We start from the raw sequence: 19,768 nt of genomic DNA on the forward strand, positions 1-19,768 counted from the left end.
GATGAACCCGGTGGTGGGCATCGCGGCTTTCGTTGCTGTAACGCTGGCGACGGCGGCAATCGGCTTCTACGGGCTGCGGATCTCCCGGACCACCGGCGACTTCTACGTCGCCTCCCGTACGGTGCCGCCCTGGTGGAATGCTTCCGCGATCGGTGGGGAGTACTTGTCGGCGGCAAGCTTCCTGGGCGTGGCCGGACTCATTCTGCTGTCGGGAACAGATGCCCTGTGGTTTCCGGTAGGCTACACCGCCGGCTACCTCATGCTGCTCCTTTTTGTGGCGGCACCGCTTCGGCGTTCGGGCGCGTACACCATTCCTGATTTCACCGAGTCGCGGCTGGACTCCAAGGCTGTCCGGCGGGTCACGAGCCTCATTGTTGTCATGGTCGGCTGGCTGTACATCGTTCCGCAGCTCCATGGGGCCGCCCTGACCATCCGTATCACCACGGGGCTTCCCTCCTGGGTGGGCTCGGTGGCGGTGGTTGTGGTGGTGTGTCTGACGGTGGTGGCGGGGGGCATGCGGTCCATCACGTTTGTCCAGGCCTTCCAATACTGGCTGAAGCTCACGGCTTTGGCCGTCCCGGTAATTTTTATGCTTCTCGTCCTGGCTGGAACCGGCGCCACTCCCCTCGCCGAGCCGGTCACCAACCCCACCGGGCTGCCGTCAGCCGGGCTGTATCAGAACATGTCCCTGCTGGTGGCGCTGCTCTTCGGCACCCTCGGGCTGCCGCACGTGCTGGTGCGCTTCTACACCAACCCCGACGGACAGTCAGCCCGCCGCACAACGTTGATCGTTCTTGGATTGCTGTCCGTCTTCTACCTGTTTCCCACCGCCTATGGACTGGCCGGACGGATGTTCGCTCCCGATCTGGCGCAAAGCGGCCAGGCGGATGCCCTGGTGCTGCTGCTTCCCGGCAGGTTAATAGGCGGCACAGCAGGTGATCTGCTCTCGGCTTTGGTGGTGGCGGGTGCGTTCGCAGCCTTTTTGTCCACCACATCCGGCCTGGTGGTGTCGCTCGCTGGTGTCATCAGCCAGGATGTCCTTGGCGGCAGCGTCCGCGGGTTCCGGGTAGCGGCGCTGATCTCCGCGGCGGTGCCTCTGGCTTTCGCGTTCTCCACGGATTCCCTGGCCCTGGCGGGCAGTGTTGGCCTGGTCTTCGCCTTCACGGCCTCCACGTTGTGCCCGGTTCTGTTGCTGGGCATCTGGTGGCGTGGCCTGACAGATGCAGGCGCCATAGCCGGCATGGTGACCGGAGCAGTCCTGTGTGGCGGTGCGATGGTTGCCGGAGCTATCTTCGGCTCAGCGGCCACACCTTTCTGGCTGGCGCAGCCGGCAGCATGGTCGGTACCAGCCGCTTTCGCCGTCATGGTCCTGGCCTCCCGGGCAACCCGCAGCAGGGTGCCAGCAACCATCTCGCGCGTTATGACCCGCCTGCACACCCCGGAGCGCCCGCTCGAGACGGTACGCCAAACGGCCGAACGCCAAGCTGTGCAGGGCCAGTCATCCGAGCGTTAGTCGATAGCCGCCATGAGTTCCACGACGCGGTCGAGGAAGGCATCCACTTGGGTTTCCTCATAGCCATCCGGACCTGATGCCTGACGAAAGACGGCCTTGCGGACATTGTCAACGCTGAGGGGCCGGTCTTCCTCGAGGTAACCGATCAGGTCATGGCAGAGATTGTCGACGTCGATCCTGTTGTAGCTCCGCGTCCGGGACTTGGTTGGCCGGCGGAAGCGCTCACCATCTGGCCGGTGCAGGCGTCCCCTCAGGAGCCCCGAGAGCTTTCCGATTTCCCTGAGCCAGGCTTCCTCACCCCTCTGGGCAATGAGTTCATCACGTTCCCTGCGTGCGAAAGCGTCCTCCAGCCGGTCCAGGGCAGCGTCCACGCCGTCCGCGGCATAGCCTCCCTTGACCGGGTCAAAGGACACTGCACGGACGTCGGAGCTTTTGATGACGGAGGCTGCAGCCTGCGGGTTTTCGAACGAGACCCTTGCGCGCTGCAGGAACTCGTCCACCTGCTTGGCGTTATAACCGTATTTATTCCGCTCTACACGGTCGAAGGTTGCGGGTATCTGCCGTTGCATGTCCACTCTCACGTTCTGTCCTTCAAGGCGGTCCAGCCTGGGTTGCTCCGCTCCATTCTAGGGTGCCGGATACAACGGGTGCGAAGACGCGTCATGTTTGCGCGAAGGCCGCGAACAGGATGAAAGCGGCAGGGGAAGCGAACACGATCGAGTCCAGCCTGTCCATAATGCCGCCGTGTCCTGGCAGGACGCTGCTCATGTCCTTGATCCCCAACTCGCGTTTGACCATCGACTCGGCAAGGTCCCCTGCTGTAGCCGCCGCTACCATACCGACGGCAAGGGCCACACCCACCCACCAGGGTTTGCCCAGCAGGAAAATGCTGGCCAGGATCCCGATAACCATGGCGCCCGCCACAGAGCCCGCGAATCCTTCCCAGGACTTCTTCGGGCTGATTTTCGGGGCCATCGGGTGCTTCCCCAAGGACGCACCAACAAGGTAGCCGAAGGTGTCGTTCGAGACCACCAGCAGCAGCAGCGTAACGATCTGCCAGGCACCTTGCGGCACCACGCCGTCGTCATACAGCCCCACCGGAGTGGCCCCGCCGGTCGCATGCAGCGGAAGTACGGCAAAGCTGATCAGGAAGGGTACCCAGGCGAGCGTGAAGACACCGCCGAAGATGCTCCGGGCGGACCCTTCGGCGCTTTCAATGGATCGCCAGAGCAGAACAGCCACGCTGCTGAGCAGCATCGCGAACAGCAGGCTTTCCAGTCCGCCGAAATAGGCCGAGATGGGCATGGCCACGGTACCGGTCATCACGGGGACGATGGGGATCCTGGTTCCCGACACTTCGAGGGCCCGGAAAATCTCCCAGGCTCCCATCGCGGCAAATGTGGTGGTGACCACCACAAAGCCAAGCGGCAGGAACAGCAGCCCGCCGAGTACCGCAAAAAGCATGGCAAGCCCGACGGCGATGGCGGCCGGAAGGTTGCGTCCCGCCTTGGGGGTCGGGTTGGGCCGCTGCATCCGACGCACCCGGGGCTGAGCCCCCGGGCCCTGCTGTGCCTGACTCATCAGACCTCGAGCAGCTCGGCTTCCTTGCGCTTGAGCAGCTCGTCGATGCTGTCCACGTGTGCCTTGGTCATGGAATCGAGTTCCTTCTCGCCGCGGCTTCCTTCGTCTTCGCCAGCTTCGCCGTCCTTGACCAGCTTGTCCAGAGTCTCCTTGGCCTTACGGCGGATGTTGCGGATGGACACCTTGGCGTCCTCACCCTTGCCCTTGACGATCTTGACGTATTCCTTGCGCCGTTCCTGTGTCAGTTCCGGAATGGTGATGCGGATGACGTTGCCGTCGTTGGAGGGGTTGGCGCCAACTTCGGAATCGCTCAGGGCGCGCTCGATGTCCCGCAGCGCAGTTTTGTCATAGGGCGTGACCAGAATGGTCCGGGCGTCCGGAACGGCGAAGGAGGCGAGCTGCTGCAGCGGCGTGGGCGTGCCGTAGTACTCAACGATGACTTTGTTGTAGAGGCCCGGAGTGGCGCGGCCCGTGCGGATCGAGGCGAAATCTTCCTTGGCTACTTCGACTGCCTTGTCCATCTTGTCCCCGGCTTCGAGCAAGGTTTCTTCGATCACGATCTCTCCTCAGAAAATTAGTGCACTCCGGCTTGACTGCGAGTTGCACGGTTGTGGTTCCGTCTGCCTGTTCGTCCCGCCTGCGGGACCCGGCCTAAAAACATCCTAGCCGTTGCTAGGGCGTGACCAGGGTGCCCAGTTCCTCGCCACGGATGGCACGGGTCACGTTGCCCTCGCCCTCCATGCCGAAGACCACCATGGACAGGTCATTGTCCTTGCACATGGTCATGGCTGTCTGGTCCATTACGCGTATATCCCGGCGGAGGGCGTCGTCGTAGCTGAGCCGGTCCAGCTTTTGGGCTTTGGGATCCTTTTTGGGGTCAGCCGTGTAGACGCCGTCCACTCCGCTCTTGGCCATCAGCACGACGTCGGCATGGACCTCAAGTGCCCGCTGGGCAGCGACGGTGTCCGTGGAAAAGTACGGCAATCCTGCCCCGGCGCCAAAGATGACAACCCGGTTCTTTTCCATGTGGCGGATGGCGCGGCGCGGTATATATGCCTCGGCGACCTGGCCCATGGTGATGGCGCTCTGGACGCGGGTTTCGACGCCGGCCTGCTCCAGGAAGTCCTGCAGGGCGAGGCAGTTCATTACCGTGCCCAGCATGCCCATGTAGTCGGCTCGGGAGCGGTCCATCCCGCTCTGGGAAAGTTCTGCGCCGCGGAAGAAATTGCCGCCGCCGACGACGATAGCCACCTCAACATCCGGTACCGCGGCCGCGATCTGCTTGGCTACACCGCGTACAGTGTCGGGGTCGACGCCGAGCTTGCCGCCGCCGAAGACCTCACCTGATAGCTTGAGGAGGACGCGCCGTCGGTTCTTCTCCGATTGGGGCGAAGTGTTTACGGTTTCCATGGTGCCTTCCCGTTGGTGAACTCTGAGCTAGGTTATCGTGCGGCGCGGCAAAAGTGTCATTGCCGGCGCCTTTGGCCAGGCAATGGCCGCTGCCATCCGTGCATGCAAAAGGGGCGGTCACCGCAGTGACCACCCCTTGGCATGTATGACTAGGAACCTACGCGGAAACGCGTGAAGGCGACGGGCTTGACGCCGGCCTCTTCGAGAACCTGTGCCACGGACTTCTTGGCGTCCTTGGCGAATGCCTGATCAACCAGGACCTCACCCTTGTAGAAGCCCGTTACGCGGCCTTCCACAATCTTGGTCATGGCTGCCTCGGGCTTGCCTTCAGCCTTGGCAGTCTCTTCGGCGATGCGGCGCTCGGACTCAACCAGTTCGGCCGGAACGTCGGCGCGCGACAGGTAGTTCGGTGCCATGGCAGCGATGTGGACGGCGACGTCATGGGCTGCCGTAGCGGCAGCTTCGCCTTCGCCTTCAACGGCAAAGAGCACGCCAACCTGGGCCGGAAGGTCCTTGGAGGTCTTGTGCAGGTAGGCGTCAACCGTTCCACCCTCCACGCGGGAGATGCGGCGGACAACAACCTTCTCGCCGAGGACAGCGCCTTCTTCGACGACGACCTCGGACAGCGGCTTGCCGTCAACGTCGGTGGCCAGGAGGGTATCGAGATCGGCAGCACCGGACTCAACAGCAACAGCCAGAACCTTGTCGGCAAGCTGGATGAACTTGTCGGCCTTGGCCACGAAGTCGGTCTCGCAGTTGACCTCGACCATAACGCCGACGGTGCCCTCGACCTTGGCGGCAACCAGGCCTTCAGCAGTGGAGCGGCCTTCACGCTTGGTAGCGCCCTTCAGGCCCTTGATGCGAATGATCTCGATGGCCTTCTCGGCGTCACCGTTGGCTTCGTCAAGAGCCTTCTTGACATCCATCATGCCGGCGCCGGTGCGCTCGCGCAGAGCCTTGATATCAGCGGCAGTGTAGTTGGCCATGTGAACCCCTCTGTCTAGAAAATTATGTGTTTGTGGTCACCGACAAGATGGCTGCTCAGCGAGTGAGCAGCCATCCGGTCGGTAATCCCGGAGCTGCGGGCAGCCCAGGGATGGTCAAGCTTTGAATGCCTGCTTACTTGGCAGCGTCAGCTTCGGGTGCTTCGTCGGCAGCCGGGGCTTCCTCGGCAGCAGCCGGAGCAGCTTCGGCGGGGGCGGCCTCAGCGGCAGGTGCTTCTTCAGCCTTGCTGCCCTCAAGAAGCTCGCGCTCCCACTCAGCCAGCGGCTCTTCGGGGGTCTCGGCTGTGCCGGTTGCGCGCTGGTTGCGGGCGATCAGGCCCTCAGCAACGGCGTCGGCGACTACGCGGGTGAGCAGGTTCACGGAGCGGATGGCGTCGTCGTTACCCGGAATCGGGAAGTCGACCTCATCTGGATCGCAGTTGGTGTCCAGGATGGCAACAACCGGGATGTTCAGCTTCTTGGCTTCGTCAACAGCAAGGTGTTCCTTCTTGGTGTCCACGATCCAAAGCACCGAGGGCGCCTTGGTCAGGTTGCGGATACCGCCAAGGTTGGTTTCAAGCTTGGTGAGTTCGCGCTTGAGGAGCAGCAGCTCCTTCTTGGTGTACGTGGAACCGGCGACGTCGTCGAAGTCGATCTCTTCGAGTTCCTTCATGCGCTGGATACGCTTGGCAACCGTCTGGAAGTTGGTCAGCATACCGCCGAGCCAACGCTGGTTGACGTAGGGCTGGCCTACTCGCATTGCCTGCTCGGCAATGGCTTCCTGGGCCTGCTTCTTGGTACCGACGAAGAGAACGGTGCCGCCGTGTGCAACGGTGGCCTTCACGAACTCGTAGGCGCGGTCGATGTAGGACAGCGACTGCTGAAGGTCGATGATGTAGATGCCGTTGCGCTCCGTGAAGATGAAGCGCTTCATCTTCGGGTTCCAACGACGGGTCTGGTGTCCAAAGTGGACGCCGCTGTCAAGCAGCTGGCGCATAGTTACGACGGGCATGCCGACGCTCCTTCCGGCAGGTCATTCATGAGAGAGCCCATGGCTCTCTTACCCTGCCAATAGTTGACGGTTGATTTAGCTTTGCCCAGGCGGGCTTTTGCTCCTGGCATCCCTTGTTCCTCTCATCAGGACCGTCGCCGGCACTGACCGCAAGAGGCGCAATCCTCCACAGCCGAAAGTCCGGACTAACCCGGACTTCAGAAAACGGAGGGCTGGATGCGCGTAGTCAGCTACTGCTCCCCCACACCTCTGAATGAGACGTGCCGACGAATGACAGCCTGCAGAACACGGACGCGGACGTGGCGTGGACTGAAGGCAGGCACCGTTGAGGGCACAGCAAACTGCTCCGTCAAGTGTACTACAGTGCGTTCGTTGCCAGAGACCAACTCCGGGGTCATCAGGACGTTCTCCACATAGCAGGATCGGCGCCTTACAACGCCGCCCGAGGGCGGACAGGCTGGAGTCATGAAAGCACTAATCCTCGCAGCGCTCATACTGCTCACCGCGCCCCTGGCAAGTCAAGGCGCCGCTCCAGCGGCCATCGAGGAACCCCGGGGCAGCTGGAGTTGGCCACTGTCTCCCGAGCCCGCGGTGCTGCGGGGATTCGACCCGCCGGACAAGCCATGGTTGAGCGGGCATCGAGGAGTGGACCTGAAAGCCGCAGATCCGGCGCAGGTCACGTCCCCTGAGTCAGGCGCTGTCACCTTTGTAGGCGTTGTGGTGGACAGGCCGGTCATCACCATCGACCATGGCGGCATCAAGAGCAGCTTCGAACCGGTGGAAAGCACCCTGACGGTCGGAACAGCGGTGTCCAAGGGCGATGTGATCGGCACGGTGCTTGCGGGTCATTGCGGGGACGCGCCGTGCCTCCACTGGGGAGTCCGCCGCGGCGAGGAGTACCTCAACCCGTTGTCGTTCGTCAGGGACATGCGTCCCTCCGTCCTGCTCCCGCTGACAGCCCGAGGGCCTTAGATTATTGCCGGCTTAGACGATTGCCGAGATTCCGGTGATGGCGCGCCCTGTCACCAGGGTGTTGATTTCGTGAGTGCCCTCGTACGAGTAAATGGCCTCGGCGTCAGCGAAGACTTTAGCCATTTCGTAGTCCGTGACGATCCCGTTGCCGCCCAGGACGCTGCGGCCCAGGGCAACACTCTCCCGCATGCGGGCGGTAGTGAAGGCCTTGGCAAGCGCCGATTGTTCGTCCTTGGCTACGCCTGCATCCTCCAACTGGGAGAGCCGGACCATCATGCCCATTGAGCTCACGGCGTTCCCAAGGATCTGAACCAGCTGGTTCTGGACCAGCTGGAAGGAGGCGAGCGGCCGTCCGAACTGGGTCCGCTCAACTGCGTAGCGGCGGGCGACATCGAAGGCGGCAAGCTGCTGACCGACCGCCTGCCAGGCGACGCCCAGGCGGGTGACCTTGAGGACCTTGTTGGTATCCCTGAAGCTGTTGGCGTTCGCGAGTTTGAAGAACTCTGGAACCACCACGTTGTCGAGCACAATGTCCGCGTTCTGTACGGTGCGAAGGGAGATCTTGTTCTCGATCTTGGTGGCGGTGTAACCGGCGGACCGGGTGTCCAGCATGAAGCCCTTGACCTGGTTATCGGCCTCGTCCCTGGCGTAAATCACCACCCAGTCTGAGAAAGTGGCGTTTCCGATCCAGCGCTTGGCACCGTTAAGGATCCACTGACCCCCGTCATATCGCGCCGTGGTGCGGGTACCGCCCGCTACGTCGGAACCACCCAGGGGTTCGGTGAGGCCGAACGCTCCGATCTTCTTCATGGAGTAGATATCGGGCAGCCAGGCCTCCTGCTGTTCCTGGGAGGCGAGGGCCTCAATGGAGCCGGTGAACAGCCCGTCGTGGACTCCCATAAAAGTGGAGATGGATGTATCAGCGCGTGTGACTTCGGCGTGGATGATGCCGGCGAAGAGGTTTGAGTGACCTTGGCGCCTCACCGGGCTGACGAGGTCAATCTCTGCAAGCTTGGGGATCAGGTCCATGGGGAACTCTCCCCGGTTCCAGCAGTCCACAGCAATCGGCTTTACTTCCCGCGCGAGGAACCCGCGGATTTCGGCAAGGCGGTCCTGCTCTTTGGTGGTGAGCATCTGCTCGAATCCAAAGAAGTCACCGTCAGCGTAGGGGAGGTTGTCAATGTCATTAGCAGCCTTGGACATGGTGTTCCTTCACATGTGGTCAGCAACGGCCGGAGGGGGCCAGGAGTCCGCGATCGGTAAGTTACCCGTGAGTAACATACTGATCAGTAACATACCGTATGCTGAGCCGAAAACAAAGGAGCCGCGGCTGATGGTCTCACCATCAGCCACGGCTCCCGTGTGTTTTTCACATCCTGTTCAAACAGTAGGGCTACTCGGACTTGAACCGAGGACCTTAGGATTATGAGTCCCGCGCTCTAACCAGCTGAGCTATAGCCCCGTGCGCCCGGCGGCACCGTCCAGGCAGGACCGCGCCCCGGGGCAAAAACACTCTAACAATAGTAGTCGAGCATGCGTGGTGCCCACGCCACGCTGAACCCGCGGTGTCGTCAGACCTGGATGTCGTCGTAGCTTGCGCCCCTGTACAAATCTTCAAATTTCTGCAGGACGCCATCGATGCTGTGCGGTTCCACCATGGCGCGGCTCGCCTTGCCCATCATGGCCCGGTCTTCGGCCGGGAGGCTGAGCACCTGGGATATCTTCGCCGCGAGGTCATTGATGTCGTTGGGCCGGAAGAGGTAGCCGTTCTCGCCGTCGTTGACCAGGTGTGGCAAGGCCATTGCATCTGCCAGCACAACGGGAGTGGAAGCCGACATCGCCTCGAGAGTGACCAGGGACTGAAGTTCGGCTGTACCGGGCATGCAGAAGAGGTCTGCCTTAATGTAGGCCTCCCTGAGCTCTGCGTCACTCGCCAGGCCCAGGAAGGTCACCCTGTCCTTCAGCCCAAGGCGCTCCACCTGCGCCTCAAGCGCCGGCCTGACCTCGCCCCCGCCCACAATCTGGAGATGCACGTTCAGCTCTGCCGGAGTCTTTGCCACAGCATCGATCAGCACATCCACATGCTTCTCTTCCGCCAGCCGCCCGGCGAACAACACGGTGGGCGCTGAGTTTGGCTCCAGGGCTTCCCCCGGCTGGAGCTCGTAGGCTGCCGAATCTATGCCGTTGGAGAGGGGAAGGACCTTCCCCAGGAAGGCATGCTGGTGCATGGCCTTGGCCGCGAGCGGTGTAGGGGTGGTAACCACGTCCGCCTTACCCATGACCTTGCCCATGTCCTTCCAGGAGATGCGCCCGATAATGTCCTTGAACCACTGCGGGAAAGGCATGAACGGGTTGAGGTTCTCCGGCATGAAGTGATTGGTGGCCACCACCCTGATGCCCCTCTTCACGGCTTCGTAGAGTACGTGCTCGCCGATCATGTAGTGGCTCTGGATGTGGACAACGTCCGGCTGCACTTTGTCGAACAGGAGGCTGATTTCCTTCTTGATCTCCCATGGAAAGCAGATCCGGAAGTATTCGTGGGTGGGCACCTTATGGGAGCGCAGCCGATGGACCGTCGCCTCGTCCCGAAACTCGGTGTAGCTCGAGCCCTTGTCCTGCCGGCAGGCCAGCACATGCACGTTATGCCCGCGTCCGGTCATGCCTTTGGCCAGGCGGTAGCCGAACTGTGCTGCTCCATTGATGTGGGGCGGATAAGTATCCGCGGCGATCAGGATGGTGAACGGTTCCTGGCTGTCGGGCTCTTCTTGGCTATCGGGCATTGTCACGTGGAAAGCTCCTGGTGTTCACGTTGAGGACAGCGGCAGCCGCTGTTCCGTGCAGGGTGCCGGTGCCTGGGGCACCGGTTGCCGGCTGAGTCTTGTCGGCTGAGTGCCCTACTGGACCCGCCCCGCGGCCTTCCGCGCGTCCTTCTTGCGCTTTGTGACCTCGGGATGGTGCCTGGAAAGGGCTATCACTCCCACGATAGCAAGGGTTGCCGCCGTACCCATCGAAATGGCCATCACGGCGTGGACATCAGGCCTCAGTTCGCCGAGGATGGCAATGCCGATCGCGATCCCGACAATCGGGTCCACCACAGTGAGTCCGGCAATCACCAGGTCCGGTGGCCCGCCGGAATAGGCGCTCTGGACGAACCAGGAGCCCAGCCCTCCGGCGGCGGCGATTGCCACAACCGAGTACCACGGCACGTTGAGCAGTCCCAGCCCGTTCGGATCGAGAAGGTGCTTGCCGATGATGCGCGTCAGAACGGCCACGAAGCCGAACAGGACGCCTGCTCCGATGATGTACACAAAAGCGCTCATCCGGTGCCTGAACATAACTGCCAGTGACCCGAAGAGGCCCACAGCGAGAGCGAGGAGGAGCACGATGGTGAGTTCGTCGTCGGAACTCACATGATGGTTTTCCTGGGTCACGTTGACGGCCAGCAGGACGAACAGTGCGGACCCCGTCACACACGCCGAAATGGCCACCACCGTGGCCCGGTTGATGCTGATGCCCTGGTCTCGGGCGTTGACCACCGTGGTGATCACGAGGGCGATGGCCCCGATGGGCTGGACCACGGTGAGCGGTGCAGTGACGAGGGCAATGGAGTTCATCGCCATTCCGGCCACCAGCAGGAGCAGCCCGAATACCCAGCGGGGGTTACGGAGCAGTCGCAGGAACCCGTTCGAGCTCAAGGCGAGCCCGCCCGTGTCGGCTTTGACCGCGCTCCCCTGCCGCTGCGCACCGAAAGCCAGGAAAAAGGCACCCAATACCGCAAGGAAAACCGCCAGCCATACCATCAGCGACGTCCGCCGTCGTCGGCGCTTTGCATTTTGCCTTTCCTGACGATGGCCCGGAAGTAGTTGAAGGCGGCCACCCAATGCCCTAGAAGTCCAAATCCCAAAAATACCCAGGCAATGACGAAATACACCTCAGTCAGGGGGATGGGCAGTTTGGACAGTACCAGCAAAGGCGTGCCCACCAACAACAGGGCTGTACGGATCTTGCCGATGCGGCTGACGGGAAGATCGGGGTGGTTCCGGAAATAGAACAGGGAAGCTGACAGCAGGACGGCGTCCGGGACCAGCAACGCGGTGAGGTACCACCACTCCACCACTCCGGCTATGACCAGGGTGACGGCAACTGAGATCAGGGCCAGACGGTCGGCCATCGGATCCAGGATTCGCCCGAGCCTGGACGTCTGGTTGAAGCGACGGGCGATATACCCGTCGATCCAGTCGGTGCTGCCCATGATCGCCAGGACAAGCACGGCAAAGCCGTATTCCTTTCGGGCAAGCACGAGCCAGACAAAGAGAGGCACACCCATAAAGCGCAGGACGGTAAGGATATTGGGGACGGTGAAGATCAGGTCGTGATCGACCTGCGGCTGTCCCGGCCGGGCACCAGCGCCGATAAACTTCATCCGTTCACCCTTTCGATGCCGGCAACGGCGTTATGGCTGAGCTCAGCTCAGGTCCTAACTCTTGAACAGTTTCCGCAGCAGAACCAGAAAAACGGCGGCGGAGGCGGCAAAGGCGGCGAGAGGCTTCCATCGCAGCTCCGGCTTGCCTGAACTCCCCTTGGGGATGGAGGCGGACGCCGCTTCTGTGAGGGCTGCGATCCGGCCTCCAACTGTTGCCTGCCCGTCCTTCAGCATCGCTTGGGCTCCGGTAAGCAGTGCCTGGCCCTGCACCCTGACGTCGAGTTCTTCGCCGAGATCGTCCCGGATCCCGGTGAGATGGTGACGGCGCTGCGTCAGGCGGCGGCGCAGCTCGGCTTCGGTGGGGGCGGGAGCAAGATCGGGTTCGGCAGCAGCCTTTGCTTCCTTCTCCGCCTTGGCCATGGCGGCCTTCGCGTCCTTTTCGGCTTTGGCGGCCTTGACCTGTTCCGGCGAAGGATCCAGGATGCTGGCATCAAAGTCTGAGCCCTCCTTGACCACTCCGAGATCGTGCTTGAATCCACGAATGGTGTCTTCCGGCAGCAAGGGCATGGCCTTCTTGAACTTGCGCAGGCCCACCAGGGCTCCTATGAGGGTGATCAGGAGGAAGACCGCGCAGACGATCAGGGCTGCGAGCCAGGCGGGCATGATGGTGGCCAGGCCCATAATGGCGGCAACAATAAGTCCCGTCAGCAGGAACGCGGCGAAAACCAATGCCACGGCGAAGAAAGCAGCCGCCGTGCCAAGTTGAATGCCTTTACGCTTGATCTCCACCTTGGCGAGGGCGATCTCGTCGTTGATCTGGCGTGGCAAGAGCCTGATAACAAGCCTCAGGGTTTTGGGCAGCGCGGTGAGGCGCAGTCCGTTGCTTGTCCGGCCGCTGTGACGTCCGCTCATCGGTACCGCCTAACTGGTTCCATCTTCGTTCCGCTATCGCTGGGTGCCGGGCCGACGCCACTATCCGCATCCCCCGTTGTCAAAACTATCATTCAGGGTGTTGACGGGCCTGGGGCGGCAGCGCGCCGCGCGTCCTCCAACGCTGTAGAAGTTTTCTCAGGGCCCTAGGATTGACTTCCGTGACTATTCCCCCCACTCCCGGCGATTTCCTGAGCCGCCGCCGGAAGATCCTGTACATTCTTCTGCTCGGTGCCCTCACAGCCCTGGGTCCCTTCACCGTGGACCTGTACCTCCCGGCTTTCCCTGCTTTGGAGGCCAGCCTGGGAGTTTCCGAGGCGGCTGTTCAGCTGACGCTTACGGGCACGACTGTGGGGTTTGCCCTCGGCCAGCTGGTGGTTGGTCCCTTCAGCGACAAGTTCGGCCGCAGGCTTCCGCTGATCATTGCCACGACACTGCACATTGCCGCATCGGTGGGCGCTGCGCTCTCTACGGACATCACCAGCCTGGGGATCTTCCGTGTCCTCATGGGAGTAGGTGCGGCCGGAGGCGGAGTAGTGGCGATGGCCATGGTCCGGGACCTCTTCAGCGGGTATGCCATGGTGCGGATGTTTTCACGGATGGCCCTGGTCAATGGTCTGGCACCGATCCTGGCTCCGGTTATCGGTTCGCAGCTGCTGCTGGTGATGCCGTGGCCCGGCATCTTTGTCTTCCTGGCAGGCTACGGCACGGTGGTGGTTGTGGCTGCGATCTTCCTGGTGCGCGAGACCTTGCCCTCCGAGGCCCGCGGACGATCCGGGTTGACGGCAGGACAGCGATACAAGCTGTTGTTCTCCGACAGGATCTTCGTCGGGCTGCTGATGGTGGGAGGCCTGAACTTCGCCGGACTCTTCGCCTACCTTTCCGGTTCACCCTTCCTATTCCAGGACGTGTACGACTTCAGTCCCCAGGAGTATGGCCTGCTCTTCGGCATCAACTCGCTGGCAATTGTGGCAGGAGTGCAGACAAGCTCACGCCTCATAAAAAGCGTCCCGCCGCAGTGGATCCTCGCCTGTTCCACAGCCTGGATGTTCTTTATGGCCCTGCTGATTGTTCTCTTCGACCAGTTGGGATTCGGCCTGTGGGGCGTCCTGGTACCACTGTGGTTCTACATCCTGGGCACCGGCTTCACGTTTCCGTCCGTTCAAGTCCTTGCCTTGGCCAATCATGGCGCGCAGGCAGGGACGGCCGCCTCTTTGCTCGGTGCCGCCACCTTCATGCTGGCCGGCATCATCTCTCCCGTAGTGGGTGCCCTCGGCGTTGATTCCGCCACGCCCATGGGAGCAGTCCAGGCTGGCTGCATCCTGCTTGCCGCTGCTGCCCTCTGGCTGGTGGTACGGCCCCGGACTGTCCCTTCCATCCACGGGTAGGCTGAAATCATGGCTCAAAAACTCCACCGCAACGGGCGCGGGCTCTTTCTCGGAGCGCTGCTGGGCGGCGTCGCCGGCTTCTTTGCGGGGCGGATGATGGGGAACATCGCCCTCGGAATCATCCTGGGCGCATTGGTGGGAGCGGCCTTGCTCTACCGGGTGAATCCCGGCCCCTGGAACCGCGAGTAGTCCGCTCCACCAGTAGTCCCTGCGCCCGGATGCGCGATAAAGTTGTATATGCCCAACTGGCGGGATCGTCCTTCTCTTCCGGCCACGTGGCAGCGGTGCGACACCGGGATCCTGCCTCTGTGGTGGGAACGGCTGTGCAGCCAAACCAGCCCCCAATCAGCCGCCCTCTATGCGGCGGGCCTTTTCACAGAGGACCGTCGCCGTCCTATCGCCCAATGGTTCAATCCAGCCTTCAACGCCGCGCTCCTGGTGGCACCTGAAACGTCCCCGGAGTGGCCCGTGCAGCGCTTCGGGATCTTCTACGCTCCGCCCAACGCCGGCTTCACCCGCGTCCACTCAGCGCCTCATGAATGGCACCCGCGGAAACCCCGGGAATCCCCTACCGAAGACGAAGCCTTCCAGGCGGCTGTCGCGGAGGCTGAACGGTTTTTGCAGGTAGAGATGGATTTTGTCTGAATGGCCTCGATGGCGGCCGCCAATCCCCGCAATCTCCGCGAAGCCGGCTGACAGAAGCTCACAAAAAAGGTCCCGCAGCGGGTTTCACCTGCTGCGGGACCTGTGTGCTCCTCCTGCTGGACTTGAACCAGCAACCCTTCGATTAACAGTCGAATGCTCTGCCAATTGAGCTAAGGAGGAATGAAGCAGGTACGACATTAGCAAAGCTTTTGCCCCTATGGGAAATCGAGAGCCCTGGAGGGATAAATACCCCGCCGGGGTACGAAAAAGCCTCCGTCCGAAGAGTCCGGACGGAGGCTGTGCGCTCCTCCTGCTGGACTTGAACCAGCAACCCTTCGATTAACAGTCGAATGCTCTGCCAATTGAGCTAAGGAGGAATGAAGCGGCTATAAGCCTAGCAAACACTGGCCGTGGAAACGAAATTGGAACAGTTTCAGGCCTCAGCCCGCAGCGCCCGGCGCTCCATCTCCAGCTGCATGAGTTCCCGGTTCAGCCGCTGGAACTCTTCCGGGTCAGCCGAAGGGTCCAGCCGTTGCAACTGGCCCATCTTCTGGGCCTTGACCTTGGTGATCTGCAGCTCGAAGAGGCGCGCCAGGATGTCCTTGCAGTACTTCTGCACGCCATCTGCCGTGCTGGCAGGCAGAGGGACGACGGCGAGCTCGGACACCAGCGGGCGCAGCGGCTCGGGAACCTCCTGGCGCAGCTGCTCCACCCACCGGACGGGGTCAGCCGCGAACCCCAGTCCGGTGGCACGGATTGCTTCGTGAACAGCGAGGTAGGCGGGGGTTGAGAACCGGGCATCGCTGAAACGCTGCCATGTTTCGCCCTCGAGCATCCCGGGTTCCTGGACGGCGACCTCCAGGGCCTGCCGTTCCATGGACGCGACGGGATCCCTGGGATCAGGACGGTTGAAGGAGGGCAGGACTCCGGCCGGGGTGGCCGGAGCCACGCCTGGCCCCTGCGACGGCTGCAGTCCTTGTTTGGCGGCTGCATTGACCACCCGGAGAACTTCATTGGGGTCGGGCATTCCCAGCCAGCCTGTGAGAGCCTGGCAGTAACCCGTGCGCGTTGAGGCATCCCGGATGGCCGCCACCACCGGGGCCGAGGCCCGGAGTCCCTGCACCCGCCCCTCCACGGTGTCCAGGTCAAATTGCTTAAGGGTGCTTCGGATGGCGAATTCGAACAGGGGTCGCCGCGACTGAACCAGTGCGTGGACTGCGGCATCACCCTTTGTCTGGCGGAGGTCACAAGGGTCCGCGCCCGTTGGCTCCACAGCCACGAAGGTCTGGGCAACGAACCGCTGGTCCTCCTCGAAGGCGCGCAGCGCCGCCTTCTGCCCCGCGGCGTCGCCGTCGAACGTGAAAATTACTTCCCCGCCGCTGCCGTCGTCGGAAAGCAGCCTGCGGGCAATCTTGATGTGGTCAGTGCCGAAAGCCGTTCCGCAGGTGGCCACGGCGGTCACGATGCCCGCGAGGTGGCAGGCCATCACATCCGTGTAGCCCTCCACCACCACAAGCCGGCGCTCTTTGGCGATATTGCGCTTGGCGAGGTCGATCCCGTAAAGAACCTGGGACTTCTTGTAGAGGGTGGTCTCAGGTGTATTGAGGTACTTGGGGCCTTGGTCGTCCTCGTACAGCTTGCGGGCGCCAAAGCCGATGGTGTCGCCGGCGATGTCCCTGATGGGCCAGATGAGGCGTCCCCGGAAGCGGTCGTAGATTCCCCTGTTGCCCTCGGAAAACATACCCGTAAGCCTGAGCTCGGGCTCGGTGAAGCCCCGCCCGCGCAAATGCTTCAGCAGGGCATCCCAGCCCTGCGGGGCATAGCCGACACCGAAGTGCTCAGCAGCCGCACGGTCGAACCCCCGGGTCTGGAGGAACTTGCGCCCCTCGGCCGCGCCCGTGGTCAGGAGCTGCCCCCGAAAGAATTCGTCCGCTATCTTGTGGGCGTCCAGGAGCCGTTGCCGTTTGCCCACCTCTTCGCGGTTCGGCCCCGTTCCGCCGTCCTCATACCGGAGTTCGAAGCCGATACGCGCTGCCAGCTTTTCCACGGCCTCGTGGAACGTTGAATGGTCCAGCTTCTGCACGAACGCGATAACGTCCCCATCTTCACCGCAGCCGAAGCAGTGGTACCTGCCCACCTGCGGCCGCACCGTGAAGGACGGCGAACGCTCATCGTGGAAAGGGCAGAGGCCTTTGAAGGTGCCCATGCCAGCGCCCTTGAGGGTCACGTAGCCGTCCACGACTTCCTTGATGTCCGTGCGCTGCCGGACCTCGTCAATGTCTTCGCGTTTGATCAGGCCGGCCACAGAGTCATCCTAGTACGACGGTCCGACAGCCACTTGCCGGAAAAGGCGTTCGACGCCGGAACAGCCTTTAGCGGGCGGGTCACCAAAGCGAGGGCAGGCTGCCCACGAGCCGTTCATACATCGCGAGCGCGGAGCCGTCCGTCAGGGAAGCCACCTGGTCGATGACCACGCGTAGCCGGGCGCCGTCGTCGTCCGCGGCCCGCCAATCGGCAGCGAACATGGGCTCGAGGTGCCGGTCACCGCTGGCGTTCAGTTCCGTGACGAGGGCATGGAGCACTTCGCGCTGGCGCTCATAGATGGGCTGGCGGTGCTCAGTGGTCATCACAAAGGTGGTGGCCAGTCCCTTCATCACAGCGATTTCCATCACGGTCTCATCCGGCACGATCAGCTCGGCGTTGTACCGGGTCAGGTCCTCGGGGCCGTAGACGGCACGGGTGGTCTCCAGTGCACTCTGGCAGAAGCGCCCGATCAGCTGGCTGGTCATGTCCTTCAGCGCGGCCATGGCCTTGCGGCTGCCGTCTGCCTCCCGGACCCACACTGACGTTGCCTCAAGCCGGGCCAGGGCGGCGTCGATGGCTTCGGGATCGTTGTGGGGCAGGTACCACTGCTTGGCGTAACCCACCACGCGGGCCCGGTGGTCGGGGTTGTCCATCCAGCCCAGCTGGAAGTGACCGGCGACGATGGCGTCCTCGACGTCATGGACGGAGTAGGAGATGTCGTCGGCCAGATCCATGACCTGCGCTTCAAGGCACGAGCGCCGTTCCGGGGCCTCGTCACGGATCCAGTTGAAGATGGGGAGGTCGTCCTCGTACGCGCCGAACTTGCTGGTGCGCTGCCCATGGATCACCGGTGCCTCAAGGGCGGACCAGGGGTATTTGGCGGCGGCATCAAGGCTGGCGCGCGTCAGGTTCAGGCCCGCGGGGCTTCCCTCCGCATCCAGCACTTTGGGCTCCAGGCGGGTCAGGAGCCGCAGGGTCTGCGCGTTTCCTTCAAATCCGCCGATGGAATGCGCCATCTCGTTGAGCGCGGATTCGCCATTGTGGCCGAACGGGGGATGGCCCAGATCGTGGCTGAGGCAGGCGGTGTCCACGACGTCGGGATCGCAGCCAAGGGCGCGGCCAAGCTCGCGTCCCACCTGTGCCACCTCCAAGGAATGGGTGAGCCGGGTCCGGACGAAGTCGTCGGTGTCCGGGGCGACCACCTGGGTCTTGGCGCCGAGCCTGCGCAACGCCGAGGAGTGCAGGACGCGTGCCCGGTCGCGTTCGAAATCCGAGCGGTAGGTGTTTTTGGGCGGTTCCTCTACCCAGCGGGCAAAGTCGTGGGCTTCATAGCCGGGAAGGACAGGAGCTGTGGTCCTGGTTTCAGCCACCAGAGACGTCCAGTTCCGCAGCGGTGATGTCCCGCGACTGGTCGGCGTCCATGCAGCGGTCCTGCAGCCAGTCCTTGGGCAGGGCGGGCTGTTTGGGTGAGCCTGCACGGCCGCGGGGGCCCTCAGCGTCGACGCCGGGGTACGGGGAATCGAGGTCCAGCTGGTCCAGTATCCCGCGCAACACCTCAAGGGTGGGCACGGTTGCCAGCTTGGTGCGGAGTTCGCTGCCCACGACGTAGCCCTTGAAGTACCAGGCCATGTGCTTGCGGATTTCCCGGAGCGCCTTGTATTCGTCGTCGAACGTCTCGATCATCAGTTCCGCGTGCCGGTAGACACCTTCGGCCACCTGACGCAGGCCTGGCTTATGCCGTTCGTCGCTGCCCTCGAAAGCAGCCATGAGGTCCCCGAAGAGCCACGGCCGGCCCTGGCAGCCCCGGCCGATCACCACACCGTCCACTCCGGTCTCGCGGACCATGCGCACCGCATCTTCGGCTGACCAGATATCGCCGTTACCCAGGACAGGAATGTCCGGCAGCGCCTCGCGCAGGCGGGCAATTGCCGACCAGTCGGCCTGACCCGAATAGAACTGGGCCGCGGTGCGGCCGTGAAGAGCGACGGCGGCAACACCTGAATCGCGGGCAATCCGGCCGGCGTCGAGGTAGGTCAGGTGGTCCTCGTCTATGCCTTTGCGCATCTTGATGGTCAAGGGAACATTGCCCTTGGAGGCTTCGCGCACAGCGGTCTGGACGATCGAGGTGAACAGGTCGATTTTCCAGGGCAGGGCTGCTCCCCCGCCGCGGCGGGTTACCTTGGGCACAGGGCAGCCGAAGTTCAGGTCGATGTGATCAGCGCGGTCTTCTTCAACGAGCATCCGCACTGCCTGCGCCACGGTTACGGGGTCCACACCGTAGAGCTGAACGGAGCGGACTTTCTCGTCGTCGTCGTGGGAGATGATCCGCAGCGATTCCGGGGTGCGCTCCACCAGTGCCCGGGAAGTGACCATCTCCGCTACGTACAGCCCGCCGCCGTATTCACGGCAGAGCCGGCGGAACGCGGTGTTGGTGATTCCGGCCATGGGGGCCAGCACCACGGGGGTGTCCACCGTGATGGGGCCCAGTTTCAGCGGAGGGAGTTCCAGCTTGGGGGCGGGAGGCGTTGCTACAACAGTCACCCGTCCATTGTCTCAAAGCGGGGCAAATCGGGCTGCAGCGTGTGCACCTGGCAGATGAAAACTTTG

General features: G+C 62.8%; 19 protein-coding genes and 3 tRNA genes. 5 read left to right on the plus strand and 17 right to left on the minus strand.

Features of this window, described 5'->3' with window-relative positions; genetic code table 11:
• Position 1: 1 nt before the first annotated feature.
• Positions 2-1,513, plus strand: coding sequence for a sodium/solute symporter (locus tag M1E05_RS14760; RefSeq protein WP_461163367.1), 1,512 nt, complete (start codon positions 2-4; stop codon positions 1,511-1,513).
• Here the strand turns inward: M1E05_RS14760 and M1E05_RS14765 are convergent.
• From M1E05_RS14765 to rpsB, 6 genes are all read right to left on the minus strand, one after another.
• Positions 1,510-2,082 carry a DivIVA domain-containing protein gene (locus tag M1E05_RS14765; RefSeq protein ID WP_461165259.1) on the minus strand — a complete coding sequence of 191 codons (573 nt, stop codon included), beginning with the start codon at positions 2,080-2,082 and terminating at the stop codon, positions 1,510-1,512. The two genes, M1E05_RS14760 and M1E05_RS14765, sit on opposite strands and share 4 nt — an antisense overlap.
• Before the next feature lie 91 nt (positions 2,083-2,173).
• Positions 2,174-3,094 carry a phosphatidate cytidylyltransferase gene (locus tag M1E05_RS14770; RefSeq protein WP_461163368.1) on the minus strand — a complete coding sequence of 307 codons (921 nt, stop codon included), beginning with the start codon at positions 3,092-3,094 and terminating at the stop codon, positions 2,174-2,176.
• The gene (gene frr, locus M1E05_RS14775; protein ID WP_247044156.1) at positions 3,094-3,651 is read right to left on the minus strand and encodes a ribosome recycling factor; all 558 of its coding nucleotides are present in this window, start codon (positions 3,649-3,651) and stop codon (positions 3,094-3,096) included. The genes M1E05_RS14770 and frr overlap by 1 nt, the downstream gene beginning before the upstream one ends.
• A 115-nt stretch (positions 3,652-3,766) precedes the next feature.
• Positions 3,767-4,504 (minus strand): UMP kinase, encoded by a 738-nt coding sequence (pyrH, locus tag M1E05_RS14780; RefSeq protein WP_458113779.1) that lies wholly within the window; start codon positions 4,502-4,504, stop codon positions 3,767-3,769.
• 149 nt (positions 4,505-4,653) lie between these two features.
• Positions 4,654-5,490: a translation elongation factor Ts gene (tsf, locus tag M1E05_RS14785; RefSeq protein ID WP_461163369.1), complete on the minus strand. Its 837-nt coding sequence runs from the start codon at positions 5,488-5,490 to the stop codon at positions 4,654-4,656.
• A 133-nt stretch (positions 5,491-5,623) separates the two neighbouring features.
• Complete coding sequence (gene rpsB / locus M1E05_RS14790) at positions 5,624-6,499, minus strand: 30S ribosomal protein S2 (protein WP_458113777.1); 876 nt, start codon at positions 6,497-6,499, stop codon at positions 5,624-5,626.
• A 465-nt stretch (positions 6,500-6,964) separates the two neighbouring features.
• On the opposite strand from rpsB, the gene M1E05_RS14795 reads away from it, so the two are divergent.
• Positions 6,965-7,471 carry a murein hydrolase activator EnvC family protein gene (locus M1E05_RS14795; protein ID WP_461163370.1) on the plus strand — a complete coding sequence of 169 codons (507 nt, stop codon included), beginning with the start codon at positions 6,965-6,967 and terminating at the stop codon, positions 7,469-7,471.
• A 12-nt stretch (positions 7,472-7,483) separates the two neighbouring features.
• On the opposite strand, the gene M1E05_RS14800 is transcribed toward M1E05_RS14795, so the two are convergent.
• The 6 genes from M1E05_RS14800 to M1E05_RS14825 form a co-directional block, all read right to left on the minus strand.
• Entirely contained in the window at positions 7,484-8,674 is a 1,191-nt protein-coding gene (locus tag M1E05_RS14800; RefSeq protein ID WP_461163371.1) for an acyl-CoA dehydrogenase family protein, read from the minus strand.
• 185 nt (positions 8,675-8,859) lie between these two features.
• Positions 8,860-8,933: transfer RNA gene (locus M1E05_RS14805), tRNA-Ile, on the minus strand.
• A 109-nt stretch (positions 8,934-9,042) separates the two neighbouring features.
• The gene (locus M1E05_RS14810) at positions 9,043-10,251 is read right to left on the minus strand and encodes a glycosyltransferase (RefSeq protein ID WP_458114453.1); all 1,209 of its coding nucleotides are present in this window, start codon (positions 10,249-10,251) and stop codon (positions 9,043-9,045) included.
• Positions 10,252-10,365: 114 nt separating this feature from the next.
• Positions 10,366-11,271: a DMT family transporter gene (locus tag M1E05_RS14815; protein WP_458113774.1), complete on the minus strand. Its 906-nt coding sequence runs from the start codon at positions 11,269-11,271 to the stop codon at positions 10,366-10,368.
• The gene (locus M1E05_RS14820; protein WP_458113773.1) at positions 11,271-11,894 is read right to left on the minus strand and encodes a CDP-alcohol phosphatidyltransferase family protein; all 624 of its coding nucleotides are present in this window, start codon (positions 11,892-11,894) and stop codon (positions 11,271-11,273) included. The genes M1E05_RS14815 and M1E05_RS14820 overlap by 1 nt, the downstream gene beginning before the upstream one ends.
• 54 nt (positions 11,895-11,948) lie before the next feature.
• Positions 11,949-12,806: a phage holin family protein gene (locus tag M1E05_RS14825; protein WP_461163372.1), complete on the minus strand. Its 858-nt coding sequence runs from the start codon at positions 12,804-12,806 to the stop codon at positions 11,949-11,951.
• A 179-nt stretch (positions 12,807-12,985) separates the two neighbouring features.
• On the opposite strand from M1E05_RS14825, the gene M1E05_RS14830 reads away from it, so the two are divergent.
• The 3 genes from M1E05_RS14830 to M1E05_RS14840 are packed head-to-tail and all read left to right on the plus strand — an operon-like array spanning position 12,986 to position 14,857.
• Complete coding sequence (locus tag M1E05_RS14830; RefSeq protein ID WP_461163373.1) at positions 12,986-14,212, plus strand: multidrug effflux MFS transporter; 1,227 nt, start codon at positions 12,986-12,988, stop codon at positions 14,210-14,212.
• 9 nt (positions 14,213-14,221) lie between these two features.
• Positions 14,222-14,401 carry a hypothetical protein gene (locus M1E05_RS14835; protein ID WP_461163374.1) on the plus strand — a complete coding sequence of 60 codons (180 nt, stop codon included), beginning with the start codon at positions 14,222-14,224 and terminating at the stop codon, positions 14,399-14,401.
• A 48-nt stretch (positions 14,402-14,449) separates the two neighbouring features.
• A complete protein-coding gene (locus tag M1E05_RS14840; RefSeq protein WP_247044175.1) occupies positions 14,450-14,857 on the plus strand; it encodes a hypothetical protein in 408 nt (135 codons plus the stop codon).
• A 107-nt stretch (positions 14,858-14,964) separates the two neighbouring features.
• On the opposite strand, the gene M1E05_RS14845 is transcribed toward M1E05_RS14840, so the two are convergent.
• The 5 genes from M1E05_RS14845 to dusB all read right to left on the minus strand — a co-directional run bounded on the left by M1E05_RS14845 (position 14,965) and on the right by dusB (position 19,702).
• Positions 14,965-15,037, minus strand: a tRNA-Asn gene (locus tag M1E05_RS14845).
• Positions 15,038-15,161: 124 nt separating this feature from the next.
• Positions 15,162-15,234, minus strand: a tRNA-Asn gene (locus tag M1E05_RS14850).
• 56 nt (positions 15,235-15,290) lie between these two features.
• A complete protein-coding gene (gene dnaG, locus M1E05_RS14855; protein ID WP_458113769.1) occupies positions 15,291-17,162 on the minus strand; it encodes a DNA primase in 1,872 nt (623 codons plus the stop codon).
• A 79-nt stretch (positions 17,163-17,241) separates the two neighbouring features.
• Positions 17,242-18,531 carry a deoxyguanosinetriphosphate triphosphohydrolase gene (locus tag M1E05_RS14860; RefSeq protein WP_458113768.1) on the minus strand — a complete coding sequence of 430 codons (1,290 nt, stop codon included), beginning with the start codon at positions 18,529-18,531 and terminating at the stop codon, positions 17,242-17,244.
• Positions 18,524-19,702: a tRNA dihydrouridine synthase DusB gene (gene dusB / locus M1E05_RS14865; RefSeq protein WP_461163375.1), complete on the minus strand. Its 1,179-nt coding sequence runs from the start codon at positions 19,700-19,702 to the stop codon at positions 18,524-18,526. The genes M1E05_RS14860 and dusB overlap by 8 nt, the downstream gene beginning before the upstream one ends.
• Positions 19,703-19,768: the final 66 nt, after the last annotated feature.

It is taken from the genome of Arthrobacter sp. R4-81 (assembly GCF_054792365.1).

Excerpts from the sequence above, each read along its gene's own strand:
- M1E05_RS14810 (WP_458114453.1), bottom strand. The coding sequence starts at position 10,251 with ATGCCCGATAGCCAAGAAGAGCCCGACAGCCAGGAACCGTTCACCATC.
- M1E05_RS14760 (WP_461163367.1), top strand. The coding sequence starts at position 2 with ATGAACCCGGTGGTGGGCATCGCGGCTTTCGTTGCTGTAACGCTGGCG.
- tsf (WP_461163369.1), bottom strand. The coding sequence starts at position 5,490 with ATGGCCAACTACACTGCCGCTGATATCAAGGCTCTGCGCGAGCGCACC.
- M1E05_RS14840 (WP_247044175.1), top strand. The coding sequence starts at position 14,450 with ATGCCCAACTGGCGGGATCGTCCTTCTCTTCCGGCCACGTGGCAGCGG.
- rpsB (WP_458113777.1), bottom strand. The coding sequence starts at position 6,499 with ATGCCCGTCGTAACTATGCGCCAGCTGCTTGACAGCGGCGTCCACTTT.
- M1E05_RS14815 (WP_458113774.1), bottom strand. The coding sequence starts at position 11,271 with ATGGTATGGCTGGCGGTTTTCCTTGCGGTATTGGGTGCCTTTTTCCTG.
- M1E05_RS14825 (WP_461163372.1), bottom strand. The coding sequence starts at position 12,806 with ATGAGCGGACGTCACAGCGGCCGGACAAGCAACGGACTGCGCCTCACC.
- M1E05_RS14800 (WP_461163371.1), bottom strand. The coding sequence starts at position 8,674 with ATGTCCAAGGCTGCTAATGACATTGACAACCTCCCCTACGCTGACGGT.
- M1E05_RS14795 (WP_461163370.1), top strand. The coding sequence starts at position 6,965 with ATGAAAGCACTAATCCTCGCAGCGCTCATACTGCTCACCGCGCCCCTG.
- M1E05_RS14820 (WP_458113773.1), bottom strand. The coding sequence starts at position 11,894 with ATGAAGTTTATCGGCGCTGGTGCCCGGCCGGGACAGCCGCAGGTCGAT.
- M1E05_RS14835 (WP_461163374.1), top strand. The coding sequence starts at position 14,222 with ATGGCTCAAAAACTCCACCGCAACGGGCGCGGGCTCTTTCTCGGAGCG.
- M1E05_RS14765 (WP_461165259.1), bottom strand. The coding sequence starts at position 2,082 with ATGCAACGGCAGATACCCGCAACCTTCGACCGTGTAGAGCGGAATAAA.
- pyrH (WP_458113779.1), bottom strand. The coding sequence starts at position 4,504 with ATGGAAACCGTAAACACTTCGCCCCAATCGGAGAAGAACCGACGGCGC.
- M1E05_RS14770 (WP_461163368.1), bottom strand. The coding sequence starts at position 3,094 with ATGAGTCAGGCACAGCAGGGCCCGGGGGCTCAGCCCCGGGTGCGTCGG.